This window comes from Curtobacterium sp. MCBA15_004 (genome assembly GCF_001865055.2).
GTDB lineage: Bacteria > Actinomycetota > Actinomycetes > Actinomycetales > Microbacteriaceae > Curtobacterium.
On the sequence record NZ_CP126266.1, the window covers coordinates 235,010 to 260,999 of the forward strand.

Below are 25,990 nucleotides of genomic sequence, written 5' to 3' on the forward strand. Positions count from 1 at the left end.
TAATCGAACCAGCCCAACTATCAAATTGGCTGCGCTTAAGACAAGCATCAAGCGCTGTGGTCCGCTAAGTTTCGAAAACTTTGGCTGAGACATAGTTCACCTCCTTCCTTCTTGGGTGAGCCGAATTGCCCGGCGACGCCAGGCGTTTGAATCACCTCAGAAAGGGAGAAGCATCGTCAGCGTAGAGTATTTCTCAGTGATAAGCAACCAGCGGGCTCCGGTAGCGCGCTGCGGGCCGTCATGGCCGGAGACGACGGGGTACTGCTCGCACTGCGGATCCGAAGCGTGAAGCAGCCAGTGAGCTGCTGAGGTTGCAGTGTGACCGCCGACACGGCGATCGGTCCTTCTCGTCCGGGGCGACGCCCTCGCATCCCCCCGTGGGAGGGCCCTCAAACGGCGTTGTCGTGCTGCGCTTTGACGGTGCTGGTTGAGTCATTGCCACCAGGACCCGAACAGAAGCAGCAGAATGAGAGGATGCCAGGACGAGTCCCATGGGAACGATACGACGGCGATGACGTCGAGGCAGTCGCCGCGCTGTTCCTGATGCGAGATAACCCGCATGCTATCCGACGCCTGCCAGCGCAGGGCGATCATGGCATCGACGTGCTTGTCCGGAACGATGACGCAACCTTGACCGTCTACCAGGTGAAGCGCTACACCGAAGCGCTGAACAGCGACCACAAGCGGTCGATCACCAAGTCGTGGTCTCGCCTGCGGGACCACGTGGAAGCACGCAACGTGACCCTCCGCAACTGGTGGGTGGTCCGACCCCGCGATGCGACCGACGGAGACGAAAACTGGCTGGAAGACCTCACCGCAGGAAGCGGCGTCACAGCACGGTGGTTAGGTCGAAGCAATCTAGATGCCTGGACGACGAAGTACCCCGAAGTTGTGGACTACTACCTCAACGGCGGACGGTTGGAAGCCGAGGAGTACGCCCTGCGGGCGTTGAAGGCGGCACGCCTGCTCAGCGACGGTACTGACTCGTTCCTCGAGCAGGGCGACGTCGAAGAAGGTCTTGCCGGACTCTTCCGAACAGTCAACGCACGAGATCCGCACTTCCGGTACGAATACTCGGTGCGAGCCGAGCGTCATTACCCTGAGCGCAAGTTCGAACAGGTACCCGTCGACCTCGTCTGGCGAGCATCAGCCGTCCGCGACAACGTAGAAGTCATCACGGAGGTGTATCGGCGGTACGACCTCGCGGTGGAAGACAGCCCGCTACAGCTCGACGTCGTCCCCGAGCCTGTGACCGGCGACCAACGACAAGCGCTCCGGGACTATGAGGAGTTCGGGTTGCCCCTGGCCAACATGCCCGCGAAGGTCACGGGAACGATCTCAGGTCTAGGTCCGACAGGACCGACCACGATCTCCTCGCTCCCCGACTACGAGGGCGAGCACAGCGGAGTGCATGAACTCACAGTCACAGTTGCAGGAGAAGAGCCCCTCGAAGCGAGAGCAGAGATGAGTTCGAGAGTGTTCGGGCCGGCAGGGCAAGGGTGGAGTTGGACCGGCACCGTGGGCGGCACCGCCCGTTTCTCGGCGTACGGCAACGCCGACAAAACACGCCACGGCGTAGCAGTCGAACCCTTCTCCATTGAGGGGATGACGCCAGTTGACGCTGATGCTGCGCTCGCGCTGCTGCGCGTTTCCTTGAGCGCGGGCACAGTCGTCCTGACTGTGCCTGATGGCCCAGTGATGCTCGACATGAGGGCCGAACCTGACGCGGAACACCCAAACGACGAACGGCTGACGGCGCTACAGAAGACGATTCAAGTCGTGCGCGCTCTCCGCACGCTGCAACGATTCATCCCATACCCGCTGCGCGTCCCACCGCGTGAGCAGCTCACATTCCCGGAAATCGACGCATGGGTGCGAGCGTCGGAACTGATGACCAAGCGGTACCGTGCAGCAACGTGGGAACCGTTTCGTTTCACCCCAACTGCTGCCGCACCATCTTTCCCAGCCGAATTCGCCGTCACTTCACCGCTAGCCGTGCGAATCGCACAACGCACCTGGGAGTTCGGATGGGTGCGGCAGCATGGCCTCGCCGTCAGCGGAGACCTCCTCGCCGACGGCCAAATCCTGCTACACCCCGGCGCCGACAACATGCTGCACCAAGTGATCACCGCGCTTCCAAGCGACATCGCGCATGCTGGGCGAATGTTCTTCCGGAGCGTCTAGACGCCTACCATTCGCTCGCAGGCAGGGACTCCAGCTTGTCAGAGGTCGCAACCGGAGCAGTATCCGCGGGTCATGTCTGCGCCGACGGATCCGGTGCTCTTGTGCCAGAAACGAGGGGATTTCCGCTGCTGCGGTGAGTCAGCACCGGTAGGACTGATCGCGTGATGACGTTCCTTCTCACGGTGATCGTGCGTGACTACGCCGCTTCTTTCGCTGCCGCAAGGGGGCTGCGATGATCGCCACGCGAAAGCCAGTGTCTTTGTCTCGGCGCCGGCCCGACGCCGGCATCGGGTCGCTCGCGTGGTGGGCTGCGGCCGGGGAAGCGGACATGTAGCGGTGTCAGCCGGAGACTAGGTCTGGAATCGTCGGAGCGGCCGCCCGTTCCGCCCGCCCATTCCAACCGCCCCAATGCGCGATCAGAGGAGTGTTCCAGCGCAACCACGCTCGATGAGCATGCCTGCGACCGTCCGCAGCACTCAGGTTCCGCGCACGGCCAGCTACGCTCAACCGCGTGAGTATTCGGGACCTGCACAACGCGGGTGCGACCCCGCCGGACCGCACCCGCGTAGAGGTCGCCCCGCCTTCCCTTCGGACGTTCCTCCGCGACACGGCGAAGGAGCGCCACGGGCTGAAGGGCGGTTATCGCTGGGTGTGTGACGCGTTGGGTGTGGAGCCTCGCGACGACTGGACGGCCTCCTATATCGAGGACTCCCTTCGAGAAGAAGTTCGATCAGCCACCTGGGTCCAGGTGTTCGATCTGCTGGAGGCGCTGACGCCCGCCGGTCATCACGATGCAGAACAGTACGGTCGACGCCTCGAGGAACTGCTCAGCCGTGAAGGTTTGGCTTACACGTTCATAGGTGGCGAGTTCGAGGCGTACGACCCTGCCGTTGCCGAGCTCAACATCGACAAGCTCGCATCCGAAACGCTCGGCCTGCTCAGTGGTGGTGCTCTCACCCCGGCGGGGGATCAGTACGGGCGGGCGCTGCAGGCCCTTCATGCGCGACCAGCGGACCGTCCTGGCGCGGTCCGGGAATCGGTGAACGCTCTCGAAGCTGCGGCGAAGATACTCGCCCAAGCCCCGTCGGCGTCGTTCGGGGGTGCGCTGGACGTGCTGTTCCGCGACCGTAATGCCCCTCACGAGAAGGCGTTGCGGAGTGGTTTGAAGAGTCTCTACGGCTACGCGAGCACCCTCCCCGGAGCCCGACACGGGCAGCATGAGACTGTGCGGATCAGCCATGCGGAAGCGGCGCTCGTCGTGAACCTCATGGGCAGCGCACTTGCGTATATCGTCTCCGAGTTCGAGCCGGCGCCCTCGCCACCGCCAGCACAGAACACAAGCTGGTCCTGGTGACCTGAAGTGGGGACGACCGTCTCCCTCGTCCGACCGATACGCTCGGCCTGATGTCACCCACTGAGCAGTCCTCACCGCTCGTGCGGCCGTGGATCCAAGGTTCCCGCGACCTTCCGCCCGGGACGAAGACCTCCATGGAGTGGCAAAAGCTGCTGTTTTGCCGGCTGACGGGACTGTTCAGCCTGTATATCAGCAGCGGTACGACGCTCGACTCCGAAGCGTTGCTTGGGCTTCCTCGAAGCGTCTACTACGGCGTCGGGCGTAACTCGCCAGCATTCGGTAAGACCATCGCCATGTTCGACCCCATCATCTCCAGCGGCGCGCACGGTGCGATCACCACGCCGTTTGATACCGGCGGGCTCGCTCAAGAGCACATCCACCTCCGGCCCGGTTCTCCAACGCCCGCAGATGTGGTCAACGGTGCGAACGTTCCGGCGGAGACGCATCAAGCGGCACTCAATGAGTGGATCAGCGGCGCATACCCGCCAGGAGACTACCGGCTTGACAAGCGGCATAGCCGACCACGGGAGTCCCCAGTGGCAGCCATCGTGCTCACGGACGACACCGACGACCGAGGGTGGACATGGGAGGGGCGGATCCTCGCGCAGGACTACGCTCCGATGCCACTCACCGTCCGCAGGGTGTACCTCAAGCACGGTGCGCTAGAAGGGTACTGGGACTGGTTTGAAGACAAACCGCCGCTCGGACCGAGCGAGATTCCGCCGCATGAGGAGTTCGTGAACGCTGTGAGCGTAGAGGTCGACAGCCCGTACGTCTCTATGATGGAAGATCTGGGAAGGACGAACGATGAGTGAGTACCGCATCGTCGGGTTCGACACGGACCTCAACGGTAACCAAGCCCAACTCGTGACCGCTGATCCGATCGTGCAGCGGGGGGACGAGTTCTTCATCGCCGAAGCGCCATCGTGGACAGAAGAGTCGCTCCGACAGATTGGACACGACGACCTCCGATTCGCCGTACAAATTCCACCAGCGGAACAAGTGCTGATCCACCCGGGTGAGATCGTGTGGCTTGTTGGCCGCACGGTCATCGCGGAACTGCGCAGAATCAGTCGCGCAGCGACGAGCAGCCTCACGCAGTTTCAACGAGAGGTTGGCCGGTGGAACCGAACTGAGCGGATGGGTTTCGCCTGGACCACCGGCTCGCGTGCGCAATTGAACGAGTTGATAAGCGAACCGATCACAGACGTTACTGCGCTGCTCAAAGCAGCTCTTTTCGACAAGCAAGAGCTCTCGCACGGCGACGCAGACGCATACTTTGCGATTTTCCGCGCCCTCGTTCAGCACAACGACTATGAGCATCTTATGACGCGAGCGTTGTACTACCGGGAACGGTACGACGAGCAGCGTCTGCACTCTGTAGCAAGGCGTGCTACTCGCGCGAAGTTTGCGCCAACAAATGACGTGTTCCTTCAAAGTGTTGAGCAACGTGTGATTGCGTTGTCGGCCTCGAGGCTGTCGCAGCTTCGAGGGGCGACGCCCGTGCCCGTCAGCGGGCAAAAGAATCTGCTGGGTCTCCTGAGTTCGCTCATTGCTGTCGGAACGGATTACACGATCAGCGTGCCCAGCAATCTCGGGCGCGCCAGCGCGATTCACATCCCGAAGCTGACTGGCTTCACCTATCCGGACGTTGCGCGCCTCGGGTATGTCGCGAACGCTGATCGCGAGGGAGGCGTATGAGCACTCCGGATTCGACGCCCGAACGGTCTGACGAGTTGCCGGAGCTTCCGGAGGGTTTAGGGCTCGGCATCACCGGGATGCTGCAGCTCCTCGAACGCCTTAACGAACCCGAGCAACGCCGCCAGTGGTACGCCGATGCTATTTCGGATGAGCAATATCCGGCGGATCTCCGGAACGCTTTCGCGGCATACAGCAGCGAGGATGAGCGTTTCGAACCGGGCGAACTCGTGCAGTGGAAGCCCATGCTGAAAAACCGGGAGTATCCAGCCGATGGCGCGCCGGGAATTGTCGTCCGGTATCTCCCGGAACCACTGCGACCCGACACTGCGTCTCAGAGCGAAGACCTCGACATCGAGATCGGATACCTCACCGGCGATCAAGCGTTCGTGGTCTTCGCCTACTCGAGCGCCCGGTTCACCCGCTGGGTGGAGTAGCACGGCGGCGACCCGACCTGAAGAGTTGCGACGCGACCGAAATCCTGCATGAACTCGCCGGCTCCTTGGCCACCGGGCTTCCCTACGGGGAGTGTCGATACTTGTTCATCCTTGGCCGGCGGTCAAATCGTCGGTTCGATGAGGAGAGTTGCACGTGCGGCGCCGGCTGATGGATCAGGTACAGACGATCCTGTCCGCAAGTGCGAACGGACATTCTGCTTGCGTGAGCGCGGCGAAGCAATTGTTCAACCAGCTGCAGGAGTTGCATACCGCAGACCCGTCGGCCGCTGACGAATACGCCACTGCGGCTTTCAGTGCTTCGTCGGCGGTGGTGAATTTCGCCGGCATGAGGGGCGAACGTCGCGCGGCGAACCTTGGAATCGACATCGCGGACTGGGGTCGGTCGCTCCAGATTCAGCACAACCTCCGTCGAAACTTGGAGTACAACGCCGGGAACGGGCGAAGTACCCGGCACCAGCTGCAGTTCGACACCAGCACTCGCCGAGCGAGGCTGAATGCTCGCCTTGTCGACCGCGACCAGCTCCGCGACGCTCGACTGCTCTTCGCCGAGGTCGGCTACGACCGCAGCGTAGCCGGGTTCCTCCGCGGACAGGCGTTGTGTAACCTCGCGAACCTGCTCGACGACTCCGGTCGATGGGTTGAGGCGTACCAGACTTACCGAGATGCGTTGCGAGCAGACCCGACGAACGGGAACGCATCCGGGAACGCTGCTGAGCTGCTTCGGCGCCGGATCTTCGCGGGCCGTGGAGCAACCGGCCACTACGCCGTGGTTCATGACGAACTCGCTGAACATGCTGTCGCGCACCGTGAACGGACGGTTGAGCTTGCTGGGGAGGAAGTTGCGCAACGCTGGGACGCCGCGCCCCGATTCGGTGGCGAAGGACACCGCGAACATCGCGGAGACCTGACAGATGAGTACCAGCAGTGGATTGCGGAGCATCGGTTCGCGTTGGCGACAGCTATCGAAGGTCTCGGCTCCGACGACATCCAATGGGATTCGGCAAGCATCGATTCACTTCAAACCGTCAGCGTTGAGATGCCGCCAGTGTTTGCATCGGTCAACGTGCTGAAGGCCGAGTACCTAGTCGCTCGTCGTCTTGCGTTCACCGGGGAGACGAGGCTCCGCCGCACGCCGTTCGGGCAAGCCGCCGACGACCCAGGGATCTACGTCGACACTCTGGACATGTCCGTGTACGGCGAAGCGTCCTCGGCACTCGTTCTCGCGCAACGCGCGACCCTGGACCTGCTCGACAAGGTCGCCGTCGCCGTCAACGAGCACTTCTCCGTCGGGGACGAGCCAGGGAAAATCACATTCCGCTCGTTTTGGACGACCGGCAACCCGCCCGCGCTGCGCAGCTCGCTCCCGGTGCCGGGCGAAACCGGGCCGCTCGCGGCTCTCGGTCTTGCTGAACTCGCCCACGACGCGGGACCAGACGGCATGTACGCCGCTGCGCAAGCGTTGCGGCACGCCGGCACCCACCGCCTCGTCAACCTGACCTGGGACAAATCCGAACAGGAAGCGACCGACACGCATGTCCTTGTCGAAGCGAGTGAGCTCATCGACGCGTCGCACGCTTCCCTCGGCGTCGCTCGAGCTGCCTTCCTCTACCTCCTCGACCTCATCGCCGACGGCGAGGGGGACGGCCCAGACGAAGGACACGTCCCGCTTCCGGTGTTCACTCAGCAGTAGGCGTAAACGTAGGGGCACGATAAGCGCGTTTGAAGCGTCGACGGTTCTGCCCTTTCCTTGCCACGGACATCCCCGTAACTGCTGTACGTGCACGTGCTTGGGCAGTGGCGAGTAGCCGGGGTCCCAGCCTTCAAGCTGTGGATGTCCATCATCAGAACTCAGGCGGATCGACCGACGGTGCGCGTTCTGCGTCTCACGACGCGGAAGAAGCGGTGCGGTCGGTACCGGCGACAACCACAATTGGTGCATGGCCTCCGACGAGTACCCACCCGTGACGGCATCGACGATCCGCAGCCTGTACGGCGCGGCATACCGGTGCGCACATCCCGACTGCCGGCGGCCCCTGTACAACGTCGATGGTGAAAGCGGCGACCGCGTCCTGAACAGCCGCGTCGCCCACATCCATGCCCGGCGTCGCGGCGGACCTCGCTGGATCGAGATGCCCCCGGAGGAGAACCGCGACTTCGACAACCTCTTGTTGCTGTGCACGCAGCACTCTTACGAAATCGACGACTTCCCCGACCGGTTCCCTGCAGAGATGCTCCGGGAGTGGAAGGCGGCGCAGATACGCGAATACGACCAAATCCACAGCTGGCCCCTGACCGACAACGAAGCAGAGGAGGTGCTCGCGCTGTCGGAAGACGAGCCCGTATGGTCAACGCTTGAGTTGGTGCGTCAGGTCGAAGCGGTCCGTCTCACCGCCCAACGCAACCGGACCGTCACCCACGCCGCGGTTACGTCGTGGCAAGACCTTCGCAAACGGACGCAAGCCGGCTTCCCCGTATGGGATGACGAAGGCAACGACGTGGTTGTGGAACCAGCCACCGTCGAAGTGGAACCGATCAAACGCCGCATTGTGGCGACGCTTGCCGCCGCTGCCGAAGAACTCACGCCGAAAGTGGAGGGGGCACGTGTCGAGCTCGCAGCGGCGCGCGCTGCGCGTCCGCAGCTGCAAGCCTGGTGCGACGACCTTGGACGGCACTTGGTCGGCTTACAGCAGGGCGCCGCGGTCTGGCAGGGCGGGTCCGACCCTGGCGACGATGATGCTTTCGATCAGGCGCTCGCCGACGTCGAGACGTCGATCGGTGGATTGCTCAAGAGGGCACGAGGTGAGGCAGTCACCGCCCCCGAACCGCCGCCTGATGAGCCGCAGGCGGAAGAGGCAGACGCGTATGCCGAACATCGGGCATTGCTGCAGGAAGGACGCCCTCACCACCGCGTCGACAATCGCCCGTACGACCCGGATCTCCGCAATCGACTCGCAGCCGCGACCGCCTACGCGATGACACTTCCTCGCACGGTGTCGTCCATCGCGGTCGACGTGGATGCGACCGCCGATCTCGCAGTCGCAGTCAGCAGGAACGCTGACCTCTCCGAACAGCTCCGCCTCCTAGACGAAGACGCCACCAGGGAACCTCTCGCCGCCGCCGTGGCGTTGCTGTTCGCCACCGCACGCCGCAATGACGCACCAACGGAGGTGATCGAAGCGGCACGCAACCGGGCGCTCGATCTGCTGGGCAGAACTGACTGGGAGGACCCGCGAACTTGGGCGGATGAACTCCTCGGCGGTCCAAGGACATTCAACGAAATCGCCGCGCTCACGAGCGTCGACACCGTCGCGGCTCGGATCACGGGTCTCCTCGCTGCCCGACCGGAGCTCGTCCGTCCAATCCTCATCGCGTGCGCTCAATGGTCGGAGCAATTGGATCGGCAGACCTGGCAGACAACGGGCTTCACACGTATATACCGCGAGGCGCCCACCTGGCTGCCGGTCAGCGCAATCCGAGCTGCCGCCACACAGGTCGACCCGGACGCCAAGGCGGCGGACTTTTCCCTGCAGCACCTCTTGGACTGGGCCTCCCGCTGACAGACGCGACAGCGCTCGGCGACGGAGACCCGGACACCAGCACGGCCCGGCCGTCTGCCGAATCCTGAAAAATCTCCGCGACCCACGAGGCGCTCGGCTACGAACACAGATCACGGGAAAACAGCGTCCCGCTCGGGGGAAACCCAGGTTCAGCACCAGGGCTACCCTCACCTGAACTGGGCTTTTAAAGAAACGCAAACGGCCCGCCACAGAAAACCCCCGTTCACGCGGGGGTTTTCTTCTTTCGTGGAGTGCTCGTGGTGCGTCCGTGGTGCAGATCTCGCTCGGGATCGCTCGGCGCCGCGCGCTCGCGGGCAAGTACAGCAGAGGATGTCTGACCTCACGTCGAAGTCGGGTCCTGCGCTGATCAAGCGGGCTGCCCGGTCCGGAGCTCTCGACCTACACGCCAGTCGTTAGCTAAGTCGAGCTGAGCCCTGCCTCGCGCTGCGCAAGAACTGGATCAGCGGGCAGATGTTCAGCGAGAGCCACATGCTCGAACCGTCGGCGCCCGTGGCACTAAGGCGAACTACAGCGTCACGGTCAGCGTCGTCGACGTGCGCAACGTTATCCCAGAAACGAGGCTTTGCCATGTCGAGTGTTCCCGGTAGCTTGAGCAAGAACTCAGGAGGTTCCGTGTCGACGTTCAATGCATCCCGTCTCACCTGCTTCGCGATCGTCTCCGCTATGGAGACTGACGGGCGCGACTTGATCCTTCACCTCGATGAACACGGAACCCCGGCTTCATGGCCGAAGGTCGCCGAGGAGAATGCGCAAGGCCGCTTCGCGCGAGATAATGGGTCTCGGACGCCGTCTCGCACGGACCTTGTCCAATACTTGGATTTTCCTGACGTCTCGCAAATTCTATTCAAGAACAAGGCTATTGCGCAGCAGCTAGTGAGTTCAGAGGTTCTGGATCTACTCAAGGAGCAGTCGGAGCGCCTCATTGCCATCCGAAATCGAGTCGCTCACAACCGCCCTCTCGAGATCGAAGATTTGCCGACACTTTCCGACATCTGCCAGAAGCTGGCAAATGTGCGCGGCAGCCGATGGGTTGCAACAGCTGACACGTGGAAACACCTGCAGGAGGACCCCTCATACGTTCTCGGGTTAACGATCCAGCTCCGCACGGACCCAGTTGAAGAGCCTTTTCACAACCTCCCAGTGCCCGACTTCGACGAGACGGGCTTCATGGGGCGCGGAAGTGCGTTGCGGCAAATAACGAAGCACGTCCTCGGCCCATGGCCAGCAGTATCCATCTTGGGCGACGGAGGTATTGGGAAAACGTCCATTGCTCTCAAGGTTGCTTACGATATTCTCGACAACCATACGGACGAGTTTGACGCGGTCGTGTGGGTCACTGCGAAGTCCAGCACGCTCACTACCCACGAGGTTCAGCGCATCAATGGCGCCATTCTCGACTCTGTCGGTTTATTTGCAGAGGCCGCAAAGCAGCTGGGTGGAAATAGCGCTGCCGCGGACCCCGTGGCGGAACTCCTAGATTATCTCGAAGCCTTCAAGGTGCTGCTTATCCTGGACAATATGGAAACCGTCATGGATCAGCGCCTGCGGGACTTTTTAAGAGATCTACCGCGTGGAAGCAAGGTTCTTATTACATCCCGTATCGGGTTCCAAATGGAGAATCCGGTCAAACTTGACCCGCTCACCGACGGCGAGTCTCGACAACTTCTGATGGCACTCGCGCACGGACGCAATGTACCGGTGCTGAAGAACCTCGACGCAGAGGGGCTTGACAAGCTGGTCGGGAAATTGAGGGGACATCCGCTTTACATCAAGTGGCTTGTTGCAGGTGTTCAATTCGGTAAACGCCCATCGGAGATCGTTGCGAATGATGATGCTCTTCTTGACTACTGCATGTCCAATGTCTACGACAAGCTCTCAATAGATTCGCGGCAGGTGCTGCAATCGATGCAGGTCATGCGTGGCTCGCGCATGCAAGCGGAACTTGCGTATTTGAATGAGTTCTCTGCGCGACAGATCCAGACGGCGCTTCTGGAGCTGCTCGCCACCAACTTCGTTTCGATGACTCGTAGCGCTATCGACAAACTGGAGAGTGCATACGCGGTAGGCGATTTCGCATCGGCATATCTTGCGCGGAAGAAGCCTACTGACCAGGGGATGCGACGTCTAGTACTCGACAGAGCGGAGCGTCTCGGCGAACTGGGGAGCAGGATGACTGGCGAGCAGAGGTTGAATCGCTATGAGGCGAGAACGCTCGACATTCGTGGACCCCAGGACGTGCCAACCGCGAGGATCCTCCGGGATGCGCTGAAGTCTGCCGATCAAGGTCGCCTTGACCATGCAGTGAGCTTGTGTCACGAGGCGCAAAAGTTCTCCCCGTCGTACCACGAATCTTGGCGAATTGAAGGGTTCGTGCAAAGCCTCCGACATGACGATGGACTGGCTGAGGCCGCCTACGAAAGGGCGGTAGAGGCCGTTGAGTCCGGCCCGTCGGAAGCGCTGGTCTGCTATCATTTCGGCACTTACATTCTCGATCAGTCGGGCCAAGCTGAACGTGCCCTGGAACTTTTTCGGCGCGCGGCGCGCACAGAACCCACCCCAGATGTGTTGCTCGGCATTTCCCGTGCGCATCTGCAGCTTACCAACTACGCCGATACCGTGACCACTTGTCGGAGCATTGTTGAAAAGGCGCTAACTAAAGCTCAGTTCGAGGATGTCGCTTTGCTTGCATTCCGTGCTGTCAGTTATGGCCTCATCCGCGAACTGTGGAACGGCCGAGTTGGCTCGGCTGTCGAACTCGCTGAACTCGCGACAGACTTCGCTTACGCGCTACCGGTTGAGCAATATTCGACCGAGCTCGTCGACTGGCTGCTCTCGGCCGCTCATTGGACCAGCCACGTCGTGAATGCCGCGCAGTCTGATGATTACCTCAGTCGACGGGCGGGCGAGTTTCAGACAAAACTTGAGCAGCGTGTACGCATCGTCGATCCACAGCTACTCGAGCGTGGGATTGCTAGCGTCAAGCTACCCAGGCCAGAAAGCGATTTTATATTCCTCAACGACATCAAGGAATCGCGTTTTGCGCATCGAAACGATTTCCTGTCGCGCAACCAGTGGCATAGGGTCGCAGACGAGTCGATACTTGCCTTTGACCGCGTCTCGGGGGCGAAAGGGCCGCGAGCAGCACGAGTGCGTCTTCTCGACTAGGGCGCGGGCTGAACGCGGGCGACCGCCGCCGGCTACGCCCCGCCGAGTGGGTCACCGACCGCCGATGCGGCTGTCCTTCAAGCGCGCCGAAATGGGGCTCATCCCGATCGAGGGTGTAGTCGGGGTCTGAAGCCGCCGGTCTCGAGCAGGCTTCTGGCGATGTAGTGGGTCAGGTTCCGAAAAGCCGAGCGCGGAGCCGCGGAGGTGTTCGAGGCGGCCGTTCATGGCCTCGGTGGGTCCGTTGCTCGTGCCGGGTCGGTCGAAGTAGGCAGGGACGTCCTGGGCTCGCTGTTTGAGGGTCCGCCCGAGCGTGCGGAGCTCGACCAGCGCGGCCGGGACGCCGGTGGTGACCGACTCGATCAGCTTCGTCATGAGTTGCTTGCCCTGGGCCTGGTCGGGGTCACGGTAGGCGCCGATCATGCGCTGGTAGATGCCCCAGGTTGCCTCCACCTGGACGTGGTCCTCGACCCCGAACAGCGCGGTCAGTCGCTGGTGTTGGCGGTCGGTGAGCAGGCCTGCGCCCGTGTGCAGGGTCCGGCGGGCGCGGTAGAGCGGACCCTCTTTGCGGCCCCGGTGACCGTGTAGGTCCTGCTGGACGCGGCGCCGGCAGCGGTCCAGGGCGTCGGCCAGGCGGACGACGTGGAACGGGTCCATCACTGCCACGGCGTCGGGCGGCTCTTCGGTGGTGGCGGTCTTGAAGCCGGTGAACCCGTCCATGGCGACAACCTCGAGACCGTCGCGCCAAGCTTTCGGCCGCTCGCAGAGCCAGGTCTTGAACGCCTGCTTGGAGCGGCCCTCGACCATGTCAAGCAGCGCGACAAACCTGTCTTGTCGCGCACTGGGGTGAGGTCGATGACGACGGTGACGAACTTGTCACCGCGGCGGGTGGCGTCAGACGTGCTCGTCGACGCCGATGACTGTGACGCCGTCGAAGCGGTCGGGGTCCTCGATCAGGACGCGCTTGCCCTCAGCTAGGACGGCGGCGTTCGCGGTGTCCCATGACACCGCGAGGGCCTCCGCGAGGCGGGCGACGCTCAGTTGCTGGCAAACCAGCCCGTTCAGCGCCCACCGCAGGGCGGTCCGGGACCGCTTGACGCGCGGCTCGGCGGCGCGGGTGGTGTCTTGGCGCCAGGCGTGGCCGCAGCCGGTGCACTTGTAGCGGCGGATCGTGACCAGCAGCGTCGTCGGGCGCCGACCCGACGGCTCGTGCGCCAGCTCCCGCGTCACGGTGTCACGCGGTCGGCCTTCGCAGCCGCAGTGCCGGCACTACCGATTCAGCCCGGTCGGGTCTTCGGCGACCCGGCAGGCGAGTACCGCCCGGTCCGGCTCCAGCTTCTGCCCAACGACGACGAGACCGAGCTCGTCGAGATGGAAGAACGTCGTCAGGTCAGGGGTCGCGAAGGTAGCATCAAGCACGTCGAGGTCTTCCTGGACGGCTGTGTGAGAACTTTCTTCCTCGGAAGGCCTCGACCTCTACCCGTGCCCCGACGCGCTGACTGCCGCCCGCGCCACATGCCCGCCAACTACACCCTCAACTGGGAAGAGCCGTGAACCGGCTACCGGCGACATCGTCGGCGCCGCGATCTACGATGCGCGAGTGGGGATGTCCGAGGAAGACGCGCTGCGCCATGCCGCCTTCGCGCACGAGGGCGAGCGGCGGTTCATCTACGCCGCGCGGCGTGACGGCGCACGTGGGCTCGTGCTTCTTCCCGAGGGTGCAGCCGAGGACCGTCGGGCACCGACTAAGAGCGGACTGATGTGTCCGGTGCCAAGATGCCCGATGCCGGACCTCACCACGGTCGACCGGAGCAGGGCGGGCCGACGGGACGGGTACCGGCATCTGGCAAAGGTCCCGATCACGGCGCCGAGCGGATGCATCATGTGCTTGCGAAGGGGCTCCTGGCGCGGTGGGCGCGATGGGCGATGCCCGGAGCCACCGCGATCGAGGAACATCCATCGAACGAGACCCGCGAGCGGATCGCTGACGTCATTGTGACGTTGCCCGATGGGCCGCAGTTCGCGCTCGAGGTGCAGTACTCCGCGCTCAGCGTTGAGGCGTGGCGGGAACGGCACGAGTCCTATCGGCGGAACGGCATCGTCGACGTGTGGCTCTTCGGTCACGCCGGCGCGCAGTCGCGGTGGCGCGATGGGGTGATGTACCTCAACGCCACCCAGCGGGAGATCGCGGCGTCAGGGGCGCCGGTGCTGTGGATCAATCCGCTCACGGAGGAGGTCGCGTACGCGACGAGCAGGGCGTGGTCGCCCGTGCGGGCGACCATCCTGGCGCAGGAGGAGGGCGAGCTTCGCGTCGTGCCGCTGGCGCAGTGGCGGCTCCTCGAGGACGGAATGTTTACGCGGGAGCTCGTCGAGCTCAGGGACGCCACTCTCGCGCATCTGGCCCGTGAGGCCGCGGCCGCTGCCAGGCGGGCCGCCGAGGAGGCCGCTCGACAAGCGGCGCGAAACCAGATCGAGGTGGCGCGGGAGCGCGATCACGAGGCGTGGTTGGCGAGCAGCGAGCGGGCTGCCGCGATGGCGGTGCTGGGGGAGTGGCCGGCGTGGCTTGCCGGCGAGGACCCGATTGGTACGCGGGTCTCGGGCGAGCGCTGGCGCTGGTTCCTTTGGTCGGAGGTGATCCGACCGATTGCGAAGGACGAGCGCGTCCGCTCGAACGACCTGCTCGCTCAGCTGGTCACACGGTTCGGCGACGCCGTAGGGCTCGCCACACCAGACGCACCCGGGGGATCCCTGCGAGCGGCTGTGATCGCCATGCTGGGCGCGATGCAGCGGCCGAGCCTGGTGTCCCGGCATGAGCAGAAGCGCCGCGGCGCGAAGCGTTTCTGGTTCACGAGGGGCAGCGTTCGCGAGCCGCTGACGCCAGAGCAGCGTGCGGAGGTCATGCGGCGGGCGTCGGAGCGCGGGACGGGCCGTGTCGACGGCGGGAGCAAGACGTCGAGCACTGACTACCGGCGCGGACCTGGCTCGCTCGCGGGCAGCTCGTGGCGCTAGCTCCCCGCCATGCCGCCGGCCCCCTTGCCTCCCAGGCCGCCGGGACCGGGCGAACGCGCTTGCGCGCGCTGCGCACTCCCAGTCGCGGCGTTCCTGGTCGATCAGGGTCTGCGGACGCATCCTGTGTGCTCGCGCTGAGTCGGGGTTCGCGAGACGGGCGGCGGTACGGGTGGGTGCTCGCTCCCGGAAGGTGCTCAGTGCGCTGCGTCCTACGCATCGCGCGCGATCTGCGCAATGCGTACGACGGCTGGACACCTTCCAAGGCGGCCGTCCCATCCGCCCCGGGCCAGCGAGCCCAGTCGTAACGTCCTCCCATGAGACGTAGCGCGAGCGTCGGTCGGGCTCGTCCAGCAAGGTCCTGTCAAGCTCGGCGCGACGACGACCACATCACACCTCGTCGTTCCGAAGCCGTTGTTCTACTCGGCCGTGGACGATGTCTGTGTAGCCAGACCGCTCGATCTCTCGTCGGATGAGGAGTCTGATGGACATGCCCGCATCATGCTGACGCTCCCACCAGTCGAGCACTGAAGTGTCGACCTTCGGGATCGAGATCCGCTTGCGCTCGGACGTGCCGTCCGCAGCTTCCATCTTCGCCATCATGTCCTGTTCCGATCGGGGCTCGCCTCTCAGTCTCCCGTTCCGGCTGGCAGACGTCGAACCGACGGGCCGGACTGATCCTGCTTCGGGCTGGCATCTCGGGCGGTAAGAGCCGCGGCGGAGGGCGTTGCCGCCGAGATCGATCAGGGTCGTTCGTCGTGTGCAACGGCGTAGGCCGCTTTCGCCGGCCATCTGCCAGACTCACAGACGATTTCTTAGGACAAGAGTGTGGGCCACGCGAGCGTTCCCTGGGTCTCGAGGCGGTTCAACTGCTCGATCAGGCGTTCCCGGGAGATCGAGTAGAACCTTGGCTCCTGAATTGCCGAGCCCACGCGGTGGATCACAAGGTAGCCGCCTTTCTCGACGGGAGAAAGGAACATCGCGGCACCAGAAGGGAGTTCGAAGTACCACATGTCCCACACCTGCGCTTTGCCTAGGTGGCCGCGTCGTAGCGAAAGCCATCCCCGAGGCACCAGCACTTCATCAAGTGCGCTGTCCAACCCGTACTCGAAGTCGTCGTCATCAAATTCAGCATCGGTTTCATCTTCCAAGTCCATCGGTGTTGCTTCCCGGAAATCGCTGTCATCATTATGGAAGCCGATCACAGAGGAGGCGCCGGCTACTGGGAACCGCTTCGCGGTCTCTGCTTAGTCGCCGATGTCGTCGATGCCCAGGCGCCTAAGAGCGGGCCCGTACGCCTCGATCTGTGACAGAAAGACGAGTTCAACCCAATCGGTGATGTTGCCCCGCTCCTCATCGGTCAGGTGCTCCCAAGAACCGAAAGTCGCTCTGCCGGATTGACTCAGATGCCCTGTGACTACTCGAGCGGTCTCTTGGGCGTGAACTCGATGAAAGTCGTTCTCTCCGGAGCTGAGCGATGCGCTCACAAGGTATCCCTGCCGTCGATGAGGTCCAGGACTGCGGAGACCGCTCCGCCCGCTTGTAACCATTGATAAGGGGTCGTAGCGACCACTGCCCGCAACGAGTCTTGAGGGGTCGCCATGAACGCCGCGTCACTCTGCCAACCAGCTCCGTCAGCCTCGAGGGACTCAAAGATATCTGGGAGGTTGCGAATCGTCTTCATCGGCGAATTGCGAGGGTCGAACTGCCAATCGGGGAAGCGGAGCTGACCGTTCAGCTTGACAGGAACCAGGTGTCGACTTGCGACTCGGCGGACAAGCTCCTCGTCATCGATTTGGAGGAAGGTTTTCGTCTCATCAACGGAGAGCGTGGCGCAGACCGAGTTGAGCCACGTCCTCACGATCTTCAAGTGGAGGTCACCCCGGCCGATTGCACTTGCTTCTCGATCGATCGGCATCCCCAAGCTGGACGCCACATCCGCGAGGAGGAGCTTCCGGTCGTCGGCGGACAGAGATGGATCTGTTGACGGCATCGACCGCATGTGCTGCGTCAGCGCTTCGACCAGCCAGTCGCCGTCGACCTCGAGCCGAGCGACGGCCTGCGCGAAACGATCGATCACCTCGTTCGTTGGCCGGCGAGAAGGAGCGGCAGGTGGCTGTGGAGGACCGTGCATAGCCCGCAGCTTGCACCCTCGAACCGGGTGCTGTCCAGCGCGCCAAGGATGCCTCTCACCTGGGGTTTTGCTGAATTGCTCGTATACGAGAGAAAAACGCCCAGGCTCCCTGGTGAGACGTTCGGGCGATCATCCGCGAGGCGCGCTTGTCGGCTCGCGAGGACGGCTGAGTCGACAGTGCGGTCCGTGCCGCGGCCGGCGTCGTCGATCGAATAGGTGCGATAACTGTGATTCTCGTCGGCTTGGATCCGACCCCTTGAAGTGACATGAGGCTGAGCTGTTGCGGCCGAGTGCGGGCCGGGATCGCCCGCTTGGCAGCCCAAGATGTCGCGCGTCCGGAGACGGATGCTCCTGCTGTCGGGGACGCTCGTGGACGCTCGGGGCCTACCGTCAGCGGTGTGAACGACGACGAGCGTGAGGCCCTGCAGTGGCTCACCGTCGAGGAGCTTGCCGCGCGGCGCAGACGGCTGGTGCGTGACTACGACAGGGAGATCCGAGGTGGACACCCGGAGGCCCAGCGGATCGCGAGCATCGAAGCGGATGCCGAGGCGATCGCGGCCGTCCAGAAGCAGCGCCGCGAACTCTGATCGAACGTATGTTCGATTGAGTGCGATGATGGGGCGATGGGACAGAACCGCAGGCACGGAACGGACGTCTCGCGGAGCGCGATCAACGAGTTCCTGACGAGGCCTTCGCCGGTCTCGCTGTCTGAAGACGAGATCGGCCCGATGCCGGTCGTCGACGTCGTCGACGGGGACACCGTGGACGTCTGGCTCAGGTTCGTCGAGGTGCGCGTGCAGGAGCGGGCGGTCGTCACCGGCTACACGGACCGCGCCGTGCGGGTGGAGGTCTCCAGGCGCGACGGCTCGACGTACCGGGTGTGGGTCTGGAGGGGCGCGGTGACCCGCGCAGGGAGGGAGCGCTGAACGAGGCTCGTGGGGCCAGTGCTACGTGAGCACTCCTGGCCCCGCTCGAGATCAGTGCGCCGCGTCGTAGGCGTCGCGGACGCTCTGTGCGATGCGACCGCGGGTGGAGACCTCGTGGCCGTTTGCGTTGGCCCACTCGCGGATCTTCGCGAGCTCGTCCGCGTTGCCGCGGGGCTTTGAGGCAGCGCCGGAAGAAGCGGGGCGAGAAGCACGCGCGCCGACCTTGCGGGCTGCTGCGATGTAGTCGGAGAACGCCTCGCGGAACTTGTCCGCGTTGTCGTTCGACAGGTCGATCTCGTAGTTGTTGCCGTCGAAGCCGAAGTGCACCGTGGTGCCGGCACCGTCCTGCAGCTCTTCGTTCGTCAGGTCGTCGACGAGGGTGGTGATGACTTTCTGCGCCATGGTGATTCTCCTATTGCGGGGCTATTGCGCTCTCATGATGTCAGATGACTGATCACTATGGGAAATGAATAGTCGACATGTCTGTTTCAAGGCATGTCAATCGAATGCGGAGGGCGAAGCTCGGCGTCCGCGCAGCGCAGGCCGTCGGGTCACCTGCGACTCGGTGGCACTGAATCGCTGCAGCGGGGCGCCGCGGCCTTCGTCGGGCACCGGCGCTCAGGCTCGCCGGTCAGTTCGACCTACTCGAGGGTCTGCACGGACCGGGTGTACCACTTTTGCGTTCAGAAACCGGTACAGGCCCACGAGGCAGCTTTCCCCAGGTCAAACCGGCTTTTGAGGGCTCGTGCAGGTGTGAGTCGTGTACCAGTTCTGAGCCGTGATTTTCGAGAACCGGTACCCCCCGTGAGCCCTACTTCCCTGATTTCTCAAGGAAGTAGAAGGGTAGAGAGGCAGTTTGTACCGGTTGTACCGGTTTCTGCGGACCTCTACGCGCGCATGCGCGCATGCGCGCACACGCACACGCACACGCACACGCATAGAGTTCCCTCGAAAAAGCGGTACAGCTGGTACAGGGCGTGCTTTCCCCTGATCAGATCCGGTTTCAGGCCGTCCTGCGTCGGGTACGCGAAGTGGAACACCGCGAGCCCAGGACCGGTGAGGCGGCCAGGACTCGCCGCCTGAACTGGGCTTTTCGTTGCGTCGTCGAGCGCGAGCGTGTACCGAGAAATCCGGTACAAACCGGTACGAGGAAGAATCCCCCGGGGAGCAGGCGCTCATCGTGGGTTGGTTTGTGTGGTCGACGCCGGCACGGCGTGTTCGCACGGGCTGGGCGCGCCACCCCATGGTGACGTGTCCCGTTGCTCTGGCCGCCGTTGGCGGGTGAGCGCGTCAAGGTGGACTTGCCGCCCTCGGTCTGTCAGCAGCGGATGACTCGCCCAGTCCTCGCGATGTGGAAGATTCCATGAACTGCAGCCCCTGCGCCGCCTCGACGCGCGCGTGCGCTTCGTCGTCGATCGCGACTCGGACGACCTCGACGCCGCTGTCACGAAGTGCCGCGGTCAGCCACGCCTTCGGCCGCAACAGGTACTGCTCGACCTCGACGTCGATGACCGCGATGACGAGCCGCGCCGCCTCGAGCTTCCGGCCAGCCCAGAGGAGCTTGAAGGCGTCCGTCGGGAGCTTTTTCGGCTGCCCGCCTCGAAGCGCGCCGATGTGCGCGTACGCCTCGACGAGGACCCTCCGGTCCTAGGGTGCTCCGTCGAGCTCGACACGGACACCGTCGTCGAACTCGACGCGCGCCGGCGCCAGCAGCATCCCAACGTGCGCCGCGATCGCGGCGATGATCAGCGGCTCGGCGTCGCGCTGAGCGAGGGAGTCGGATGCGTGCGCTGGGCTCTCGGCCGCAGCGTACCGACTGGGGGCCGCCGGCACTGGTCGGTCACGGCGCGGCCGACTGTGGGCCATATGTGGCCGTAGCGGGGCCGCAACGCTCCCTCTCGCTGTCGCTCGCTGGTCGCTGCGGACCGATCCGCCCACCTGCTGACCCACACATGACCGCCAACCGGTCACAGCATGGCCATCCGACGCTGAACGCGTCCGGGTGGCCCTCTTTTCCTTCCATTTGCCGTCGAGGGAGCTTCGGCGGTCGCCTCGCGGCCCAGAGCAGGCCACCCCTGGGCAGCATTTGCCCACAATTGGATCAGCCGTGGCCAGGTACGGGGCACAGAAGCTCGGTGCTGAACGCATCGGCTGAGGCTCCCATCGTGAGGGCGCCCGGTCGCGTGGCTGGATCTGAGCCTGACCTGTTGTCACGAGCCTCGTTCACGTCCACTCCGCAGTCGTGCCCGATGGGGCGAAAGGAGAACCGCAGGGCGCCGCTGAAGCGGCGGCAGCGAGGCCCGTCATGGCGTCGTTCCTCCCCCGCGACGATGAGGTTACGGCGCTACGCGAGAGGTCTCCGCGATGCTCCGACCTGCGCTGCTTGCGAGGGCGAAGGCAGCCGCGTGCCCGCGTCTGCGTCGGGGTTGATCAGGTGCTGATCCGCAGGCTCCTCAGCCCCTGGCGTCGCTGCGCTCCATGGGTTGATCCCCGGCGTCACGACGCCCAGAACCGTGGATCAACCCAAACCCCGACTTTCCGGGGCAAACGGATGCCACTTGATCACCACCACCAGGCTTGATCCTTCGGATCTGGTGGTGATCAAGATGAGGCTGATCCATCCGTTTCCCCCGATCACAGCAGCAATCGTGACCTCGATCCGTCGCTGGAGCTCCGGATGCGAGTAGGAGAAGAAAAGGGCATAAGGGGAGGTGACGCCGAGCTGCGTTTCCAGTCCGCTTCGCGACCTGGAACCTTGCTCGTCGGTCGGCGCAGCCGACACCTCTCCGGGAGCCCCTGAGAATCTCGCTGCGCTCGGTCTCCGGGGCCCCCTCACCACTCGTCGCTGCGCTCCTCGTGGCCCTTACTGCGTCGCTACGCTCCTTGCCCTCCGACGCCCCATCGGGGGCGTCCTTGGGTGCCTTCCGTCGGTGCCGCCCCTCCGCTCCGCTCCCCTACGGACACCGTCGGCTGACCACGCTCTTGCGAGGCGTGGACCCGGAACGGGCAATGGTGCGTCGGTGCTCCTGGCGCTGGCCGACACGATCCGCTGAATGATTTCGGAAATGATTTCAGTGCAGTCGGATCTGAACCCAGAGCGGGCGTCTCACGCGTGCTCAGTGACCTCCGGCGAAGCCCTTGGCTTAGAAGCTGGTTGGTCGCGGGCGCGCTGTCGCAGCCTCAGACGCGTCCGAGGGGCATCGTCAGCTGCTTCATCCGCGTACGTTTGTCACCAACTGGCTGGACGTGTATGGTCTGCTGCAGGTCTGAATGATTGAAAAGGGCCAGAGCCATTGACGGCTCGACGAGCAGGTACGCCAAGCAACCGTTAACAGGTTCGGCTAAACGGCCTCCTCGAAAGCATCGACTTTCGAGGAGTACCCATGTCTAAGGCCGCCCTTAGTCCTTCAGTTCAGACCGGCGACTTGCTCACTCCGGACGCCCTTGCTGCTCGGCTCCACGTGACGACCCGCAACTTGCGCCAGTGGCGTGTCACTGGGGCAGGCCCGCGATTCGTTCGAGTCGGACGATTCCCGCTCTACCGTCCGGAAGCCGTCGAGGCATGGCTTCTCGAGCAGGAGTACGCCAGCACCGCCGACGAACTGCGCTGATCGATGGGAACAGTCAAGTCCTACGAGACGAAGACGCGGGGCAAGCTTTACGAGGTCTGGTACACCAAACCTGATGGGACTCGCGGTCATGACCGCGGCTTCCGCCGCAAGACCGATGCCTTCAACTACCTCAACACTGTCGAGGTGTCGAAGTTGCGAGGTTCCTACGTCGATCCAACGGATGCGCGAGTGACCATCGGCGAGCTCGGGAGAGCCTGGCTCGAGATGCACCGGTTCAAGCTCACCCAAAGTAGCTTCCACTCCGTTGAAAGCTGCTGGCGCGTGCATGTCGAACCAAAGTGGGGCGGGTACGCCGTAGGCCGAGTCACCAAGCGAGACGTCCAAACGTGGCTGAACGAACTCGGGCATTCGCTCTCGCACACCTCGGTGGCGAGGGCACGAGACCTGCTCGCTGGCATCCTCGATGAAGCCGTCGAGGAGAACCGGGTGGTGAAGAATCCTGCGCGCGGCCTCACAGTCAAGAAGAAACCGATCCCCGACGAGGTGTTCCTGACGCATCGGCAGGTCGAGGCGCTGGCTTCGGAGGCCAGGTATGGCGAGCTTGTCCGGCTACTTGCGTACACCGGGCTCCGATGGGGCGAGGCGACTGCCTTGCGGGTTCGTAGCGTTGACCCCGGTCGACGTCGTCTGAACATCCGCGAGGGAGTGACGGAGGTGAACGGTCAACACGTCCTGGGCAGTGTGAAGTCGCATGAGCGGCGCTCCGTCGCATTTCCTGACTTCCTCGACTCGGCTGTTGCCGCGGCCTGTCGAGACAAGCACCCCGACGATCGTCTCTGGTCGTCTTCGGCCGGAGGTTTCCTCCGGCCAGGGCACTCCAGTCAGGGATGGTTCGCGAAGGCCGTCCAGCGGACGATGGCGGCCGACGCAAGCTTCCGTCGAGTCACACCACATGACCTCCGGCATACCGCTGCGTCACTCGCGATCAGCGCTGGTGCCAACGTCAAAGTCGTACAGCGGATGCTGGGCCACAAGTCGGCGAAGGTGACTCTTGACACCTACGCGGCGCTGTTCCCCGACGATCTGGACAACGTTACCTCCGCGTTGAGCCGGCAACGAGCGGAACAGCTGTAGCGGTGGTCGTGCTCGTGGTCGTGGTCGTGGTGGCGGCCGCGTCCGCGGGCGCGACCTCATCCGTCTTGATGCCCGAGCCCCATTGCAGGACACCGTCTCGCATAGGGCACCTTGCCGGAATCAGTTTCGGACCAGCTATCTGAGACAGTCGGAGCCCCGGAAGTACGTGAACGGAGACAGACGACGCTCCGTCTCGGTGAACGACCGTCTATTGAGACAGTGGCCCGGGCTTATCGTGTGTGACCTCACATGCTTGCTGTGACACCCAATTCCTTACGGCGGAGCAAGCTCGAACACCGATGGAGGAGGTAGCGGTGTTCGTGCTGCAGGCGATTGGTGACGCGTTGGCTGCGGCTGGCTCGATGGGGTGGGAGATCCTCTGGCCCCTCGTACTCGGCTTCACCCTGTCCGGCATCATCCAGGCCGTCGTCCGGACTGACCAGATCACCAAGCTGATGCGCGACGACTCGCCACGCGCGATCAGCGTCGCGACCGGGCTCGGCGCGCTGTCATCGTCGTGCTCCTACGCCGCGGTCGCGCTCGCGCGTGCCCTGTTCCGGAAGGGCGCGAGCCTGTCATCCGCGATGGCGTTCGAGGTGGCGTCGACGAACCTCGTCGTCGAGCTCGGGCTGATCCTGGCGTTCGTGATGGGGTGGCAGTTCACCATCGCAGAGTTCGTCGGCGGGCCGATCATGATCATCCTCATCGCCCTCGGGTTCCGGCTCTGGATGCGCAGCAAGATCCTCGACGCCGCCCGTGAGCAGGCCGACAAGGGCCTCGCCGGATCGATGGAGGGGCACGCGGCGATGGACATGTCCGTGCAGGGCGATCAGGGGTTCTGGCGACGGCTGTTCTCGAAGCCTGGGCTGACGAGCGTGTCGCAGTACTTCGTCATGGACTGGGCGTCCGTGCTCCGCGACATCATCATCGGTCTGCTCATCGCCGGCGCGTTCGACGCGTGGGTGCCGAACGCGTGGCTGCAGGCGGTGTTCTTCGAGGGGCATCCGACGTTGGCGTTCATCATCGACCCGATCATCGGCCCGGTGCTGGCGATGGTGAGCTTCGTCTGCTCCGTCGGGAACGTGCCCCTCGCCGCGGTGCTGTGGAACGGCGGGATCAGCTTCGGTGGGGTGATCAGCTTCATCTTCGCGGACCTGATCATCATCCCGATCATCGTCATCTACCGGAAGTACTACGGCTGGAAGGCAGCCCTCCGCATCACCGGGATCTTCTACGGGGCGATGGTCCTCGCCGGCTACGCCGTCGAGCTGCTGTTCACCCCGCTAAGCCTGATCCCGACGAATCGGCATCTGAGCATCGTGACGACCTCGATCAGCTGGAACTACACGACCTGGCTCAACATCGTGTTCCTGCTGATCGCCGCGTTCTTGCTCGTCGTGTTCATCCGCAGCGGCTCCTGGTCGATGCTGCGAATGATGAAGGGCGCACCCGACGACGGTGGCCACGACCACGCCGCACACGAGCACTCACACGCCTGACAGCATGCCGCGATCGAGCTAACCCGCGGACCGGTCAGTGGTGGCCGTGGACGACGGCGTGGCCGAGACCGCGGCTGATCATCCACCGGTTCACGGGCGTGGTGATCACGAACGCGATCGCGAGGGAGAACAGCAGCGCCGTCCAGAACAGCCAGTCGCTGAGTTGCGCGTCCATCGCACCGGGGATCGCAACGATGACGGTGTTGTCGATCAGCTCCATGACGGCGATCGATACGGTGTCCGCGGCGAGAGCGACCTTGAACGCGGCTCCCAGGGTCAGGCCCGACTTGATGACGCCGCGCATGGTGAGGGCGTAGCCGAAGATGAACGCGAGGACGATCGACAGGACGATCGTGCCGGCGTTGTGGAAGCCGGCAGCGGTACCGATCACCATGCCGAGGACCTCGCCGATTGCGCAGCCGGTCAAGCAGTGCAGCGTCGCTTGCGCCGCCATCGACCACGTCGTCGCCCCGTGACCACCGCCGTGGCCGGCGTGCTCGTTCCCGCTCATCTGGTGGTGCTCGTGCGTGTCCATGCTGCTCCGATCCGACGCCGCTGACGCCAACAGTTCACGTATACCCCTGGGGGGTACCATGCGCTGTAACGCTGAACCTTCCGCCGTGTTCCCGATTCGTCCGGTCGCGGCGGGTTCGGTGTGAATCCGGACACCAGGTTGCCGCCGCCCGCGGGGTACCGCACCATAGAAACGCTCACTCCACCCGTCTGCTCGAAAGACTGATGCTCACCACCACCGCCACCCCGCGTCGCCGACTGCTATTGCAGGCCACGGCGACGCTGGCATTGCTGCTGCTGGTCGGGTTCACGGTCCTGATGCACACGATGGCCGGGCACACCGCCGACCACGAGCATCCGATGGCGGCTCCCGCTGCCGCGGCCGAGCACGGCCATGTCGCGGCCGCCGGCCACTCCGAGCACGTAGCTCCTGCGACTGCGGTGATGACCGTCCTCACCGACGCGGGTTGCGACAGCGGCCTGTGTGCGCTGATGTGCTCGCTGATGGGGATGGCGTGCGCGCTGACGATCGCGCTGTTCACGTGGGCGCTGCTACGTGCACGGACCGGCGGTGTCCTCCACCTGATCGCGCGGCTGCTCGCGCTGGCCGACCGGCTGCCGCGCCGCATCGCGGCACCGAAACCGCCGTCGCTGACGGCGCTGCAGATCATCCGCATCTGATCCGCCCCTGCGGGACCCCACCCCCGAAGGGTGGCTCCCGCATGCCCAGATCCGGGAGGCGTCCGCCTGCCCGGACCACCTGACGCATCCA

General features: G+C 64.0%; 19 protein-coding genes and 2 pseudogenes. 15 read left to right on the forward strand and 6 right to left on the reverse strand.

Features of this window, described 5'->3' with window-relative positions:
• Positions 1-420: 420 nt before the first annotated feature.
• From QOL16_RS01155 to QOL16_RS17240, 8 genes and pseudogenes are all read left to right on the forward strand, one after another.
• Positions 421-2,184 (forward strand): restriction endonuclease, encoded by a 1,764-nt coding sequence (locus tag QOL16_RS01155; RefSeq protein WP_139266328.1) that lies wholly within the window; start codon positions 421-423, stop codon positions 2,182-2,184.
• Positions 2,185-2,695: 511 nt separating this feature from the next.
• Positions 2,696-3,538 carry a hypothetical protein gene (locus tag QOL16_RS01160; RefSeq protein WP_139266329.1) on the forward strand — a complete coding sequence of 281 codons (843 nt, stop codon included), beginning with the start codon at positions 2,696-2,698 and terminating at the stop codon, positions 3,536-3,538.
• Positions 3,539-3,588: 50 nt separating this feature from the next.
• Positions 3,589-4,353: a hypothetical protein gene (locus QOL16_RS01165; protein ID WP_071282804.1), complete on the forward strand. Its 765-nt coding sequence runs from the start codon at positions 3,589-3,591 to the stop codon at positions 4,351-4,353.
• Entirely contained in the window at positions 4,346-5,239 is an 894-nt protein-coding gene (locus tag QOL16_RS01170; protein WP_071282806.1) for a hypothetical protein, read from the forward strand. The genes QOL16_RS01165 and QOL16_RS01170 overlap by 8 nt, the downstream gene beginning before the upstream one ends.
• Positions 5,236-5,673, forward strand: a complete 438-nt coding sequence (locus tag QOL16_RS01175; RefSeq protein WP_071282807.1) for a hypothetical protein — start codon at positions 5,236-5,238, stop codon at positions 5,671-5,673. Before QOL16_RS01170 ends, QOL16_RS01175 begins: the two co-directional genes overlap by 4 nt.
• Positions 5,674-5,896: 223 nt before the next feature.
• Positions 5,897-7,384, forward strand: a complete 1,488-nt coding sequence (locus QOL16_RS01180; protein WP_071282809.1) for an LA2681 family HEPN domain-containing protein — start codon at positions 5,897-5,899, stop codon at positions 7,382-7,384.
• A 247-nt stretch (positions 7,385-7,631) separates the two neighbouring features.
• The gene (locus tag QOL16_RS01185) at positions 7,632-9,251 is read left to right on the forward strand and encodes a hypothetical protein (RefSeq protein WP_139266330.1); all 1,620 of its coding nucleotides are present in this window, start codon (positions 7,632-7,634) and stop codon (positions 9,249-9,251) included.
• Between the two features lie 1,188 nt (positions 9,252-10,439).
• A pseudogene (locus tag QOL16_RS17240) lies at positions 10,440-11,039 on the forward strand (NB-ARC domain-containing protein); the annotation flags it as partial.
• A gap of 1,496 nt (positions 11,040-12,535) precedes the next feature.
• On the opposite strand, the pseudogene QOL16_RS01195 reads toward QOL16_RS17240, so the two are convergent.
• Positions 12,536-13,853, reverse strand: a pseudogene (locus QOL16_RS01195) (ISL3 family transposase).
• 507 nt (positions 13,854-14,360) lie between these two features.
• Between QOL16_RS01195 and QOL16_RS01200 the strand changes: the two are divergent.
• Positions 14,361-15,443, forward strand: a complete 1,083-nt coding sequence (locus QOL16_RS01200) for a hypothetical protein (protein WP_139266331.1) — start codon at positions 14,361-14,363, stop codon at positions 15,441-15,443.
• Between the two features lie 387 nt (positions 15,444-15,830).
• Here QOL16_RS01200 and QOL16_RS01205 read toward each other — a convergent pair whose 3' ends face one another.
• The 3 genes from QOL16_RS01205 to QOL16_RS01215 all read right to left on the reverse strand — a co-directional run bounded on the left by QOL16_RS01205 (position 15,831) and on the right by QOL16_RS01215 (position 17,520).
• Positions 15,831-16,043, reverse strand: a complete 213-nt coding sequence (locus tag QOL16_RS01205; protein WP_071282816.1) for a hypothetical protein — start codon at positions 16,041-16,043, stop codon at positions 15,831-15,833.
• 212 nt (positions 16,044-16,255) lie between these two features.
• Positions 16,256-16,645 (reverse strand): hypothetical protein, encoded by a 390-nt coding sequence (locus QOL16_RS01210; RefSeq protein WP_139266332.1) that lies wholly within the window; start codon positions 16,643-16,645, stop codon positions 16,256-16,258.
• Positions 16,646-16,923: 278 nt separating this feature from the next.
• Positions 16,924-17,520 carry a hypothetical protein gene (locus QOL16_RS01215; protein WP_071282820.1) on the reverse strand — a complete coding sequence of 199 codons (597 nt, stop codon included), beginning with the start codon at positions 17,518-17,520 and terminating at the stop codon, positions 16,924-16,926.
• Between the two features lie 452 nt (positions 17,521-17,972).
• Here QOL16_RS01215 and QOL16_RS01220 point away from each other — a divergent pair, with 452 nt between their 5' ends.
• Both QOL16_RS01220 and QOL16_RS01225 read left to right on the forward strand, forming a co-directional pair.
• Positions 17,973-18,161, forward strand: coding sequence for a hypothetical protein (locus QOL16_RS01220; protein ID WP_066651452.1), 189 nt, complete (start codon positions 17,973-17,975; stop codon positions 18,159-18,161).
• 36 nt (positions 18,162-18,197) lie between these two features.
• Positions 18,198-18,500: a hypothetical protein gene (locus QOL16_RS01225; RefSeq protein WP_071282822.1), complete on the forward strand. Its 303-nt coding sequence runs from the start codon at positions 18,198-18,200 to the stop codon at positions 18,498-18,500.
• Between the two features lie 51 nt (positions 18,501-18,551).
• Here the strand turns inward: QOL16_RS01225 and QOL16_RS01230 are convergent, their stop codons facing one another.
• Positions 18,552-18,902: an Lsr2 family protein gene (locus QOL16_RS01230; protein WP_071282824.1), complete on the reverse strand. Its 351-nt coding sequence runs from the start codon at positions 18,900-18,902 to the stop codon at positions 18,552-18,554.
• 996 nt (positions 18,903-19,898) lie between these two features.
• Here QOL16_RS01230 and QOL16_RS01235 point away from each other — a divergent pair.
• The 3 genes from QOL16_RS01235 to QOL16_RS01245 all read left to right on the forward strand — a co-directional run bounded on the left by QOL16_RS01235 (position 19,899) and on the right by QOL16_RS01245 (position 24,705).
• Positions 19,899-20,378 carry a hypothetical protein gene (locus tag QOL16_RS01235; protein ID WP_071282826.1) on the forward strand — a complete coding sequence of 160 codons (480 nt, stop codon included), beginning with the start codon at positions 19,899-19,901 and terminating at the stop codon, positions 20,376-20,378.
• 1,736 nt (positions 20,379-22,114) lie between these two features.
• Positions 22,115-23,206: a site-specific integrase gene (locus QOL16_RS01240; protein ID WP_066651460.1), complete on the forward strand. Its 1,092-nt coding sequence runs from the start codon at positions 22,115-22,117 to the stop codon at positions 23,204-23,206.
• A 314-nt stretch (positions 23,207-23,520) separates the two neighbouring features.
• Positions 23,521-24,705: a permease gene (locus QOL16_RS01245; protein WP_200884126.1), complete on the forward strand. Its 1,185-nt coding sequence runs from the start codon at positions 23,521-23,523 to the stop codon at positions 24,703-24,705.
• A 34-nt stretch (positions 24,706-24,739) separates the two neighbouring features.
• Here QOL16_RS01245 and QOL16_RS01250 read toward each other — a convergent pair whose 3' ends face one another.
• On the reverse strand, positions 24,740-25,240 hold the full coding sequence (locus tag QOL16_RS01250) for a DUF4396 domain-containing protein (RefSeq protein ID WP_066651481.1): 501 nt from the start codon (positions 25,238-25,240) through the stop codon (positions 24,740-24,742).
• Between the two features lie 203 nt (positions 25,241-25,443).
• Between QOL16_RS01250 and QOL16_RS01255 the strand changes: the two genes are divergently transcribed.
• Entirely contained in the window at positions 25,444-25,899 is a 456-nt protein-coding gene (locus QOL16_RS01255; RefSeq protein ID WP_066651479.1) for a hypothetical protein, read from the forward strand.
• The last annotated feature ends 91 nt before the right edge of the window (positions 25,900-25,990 follow it).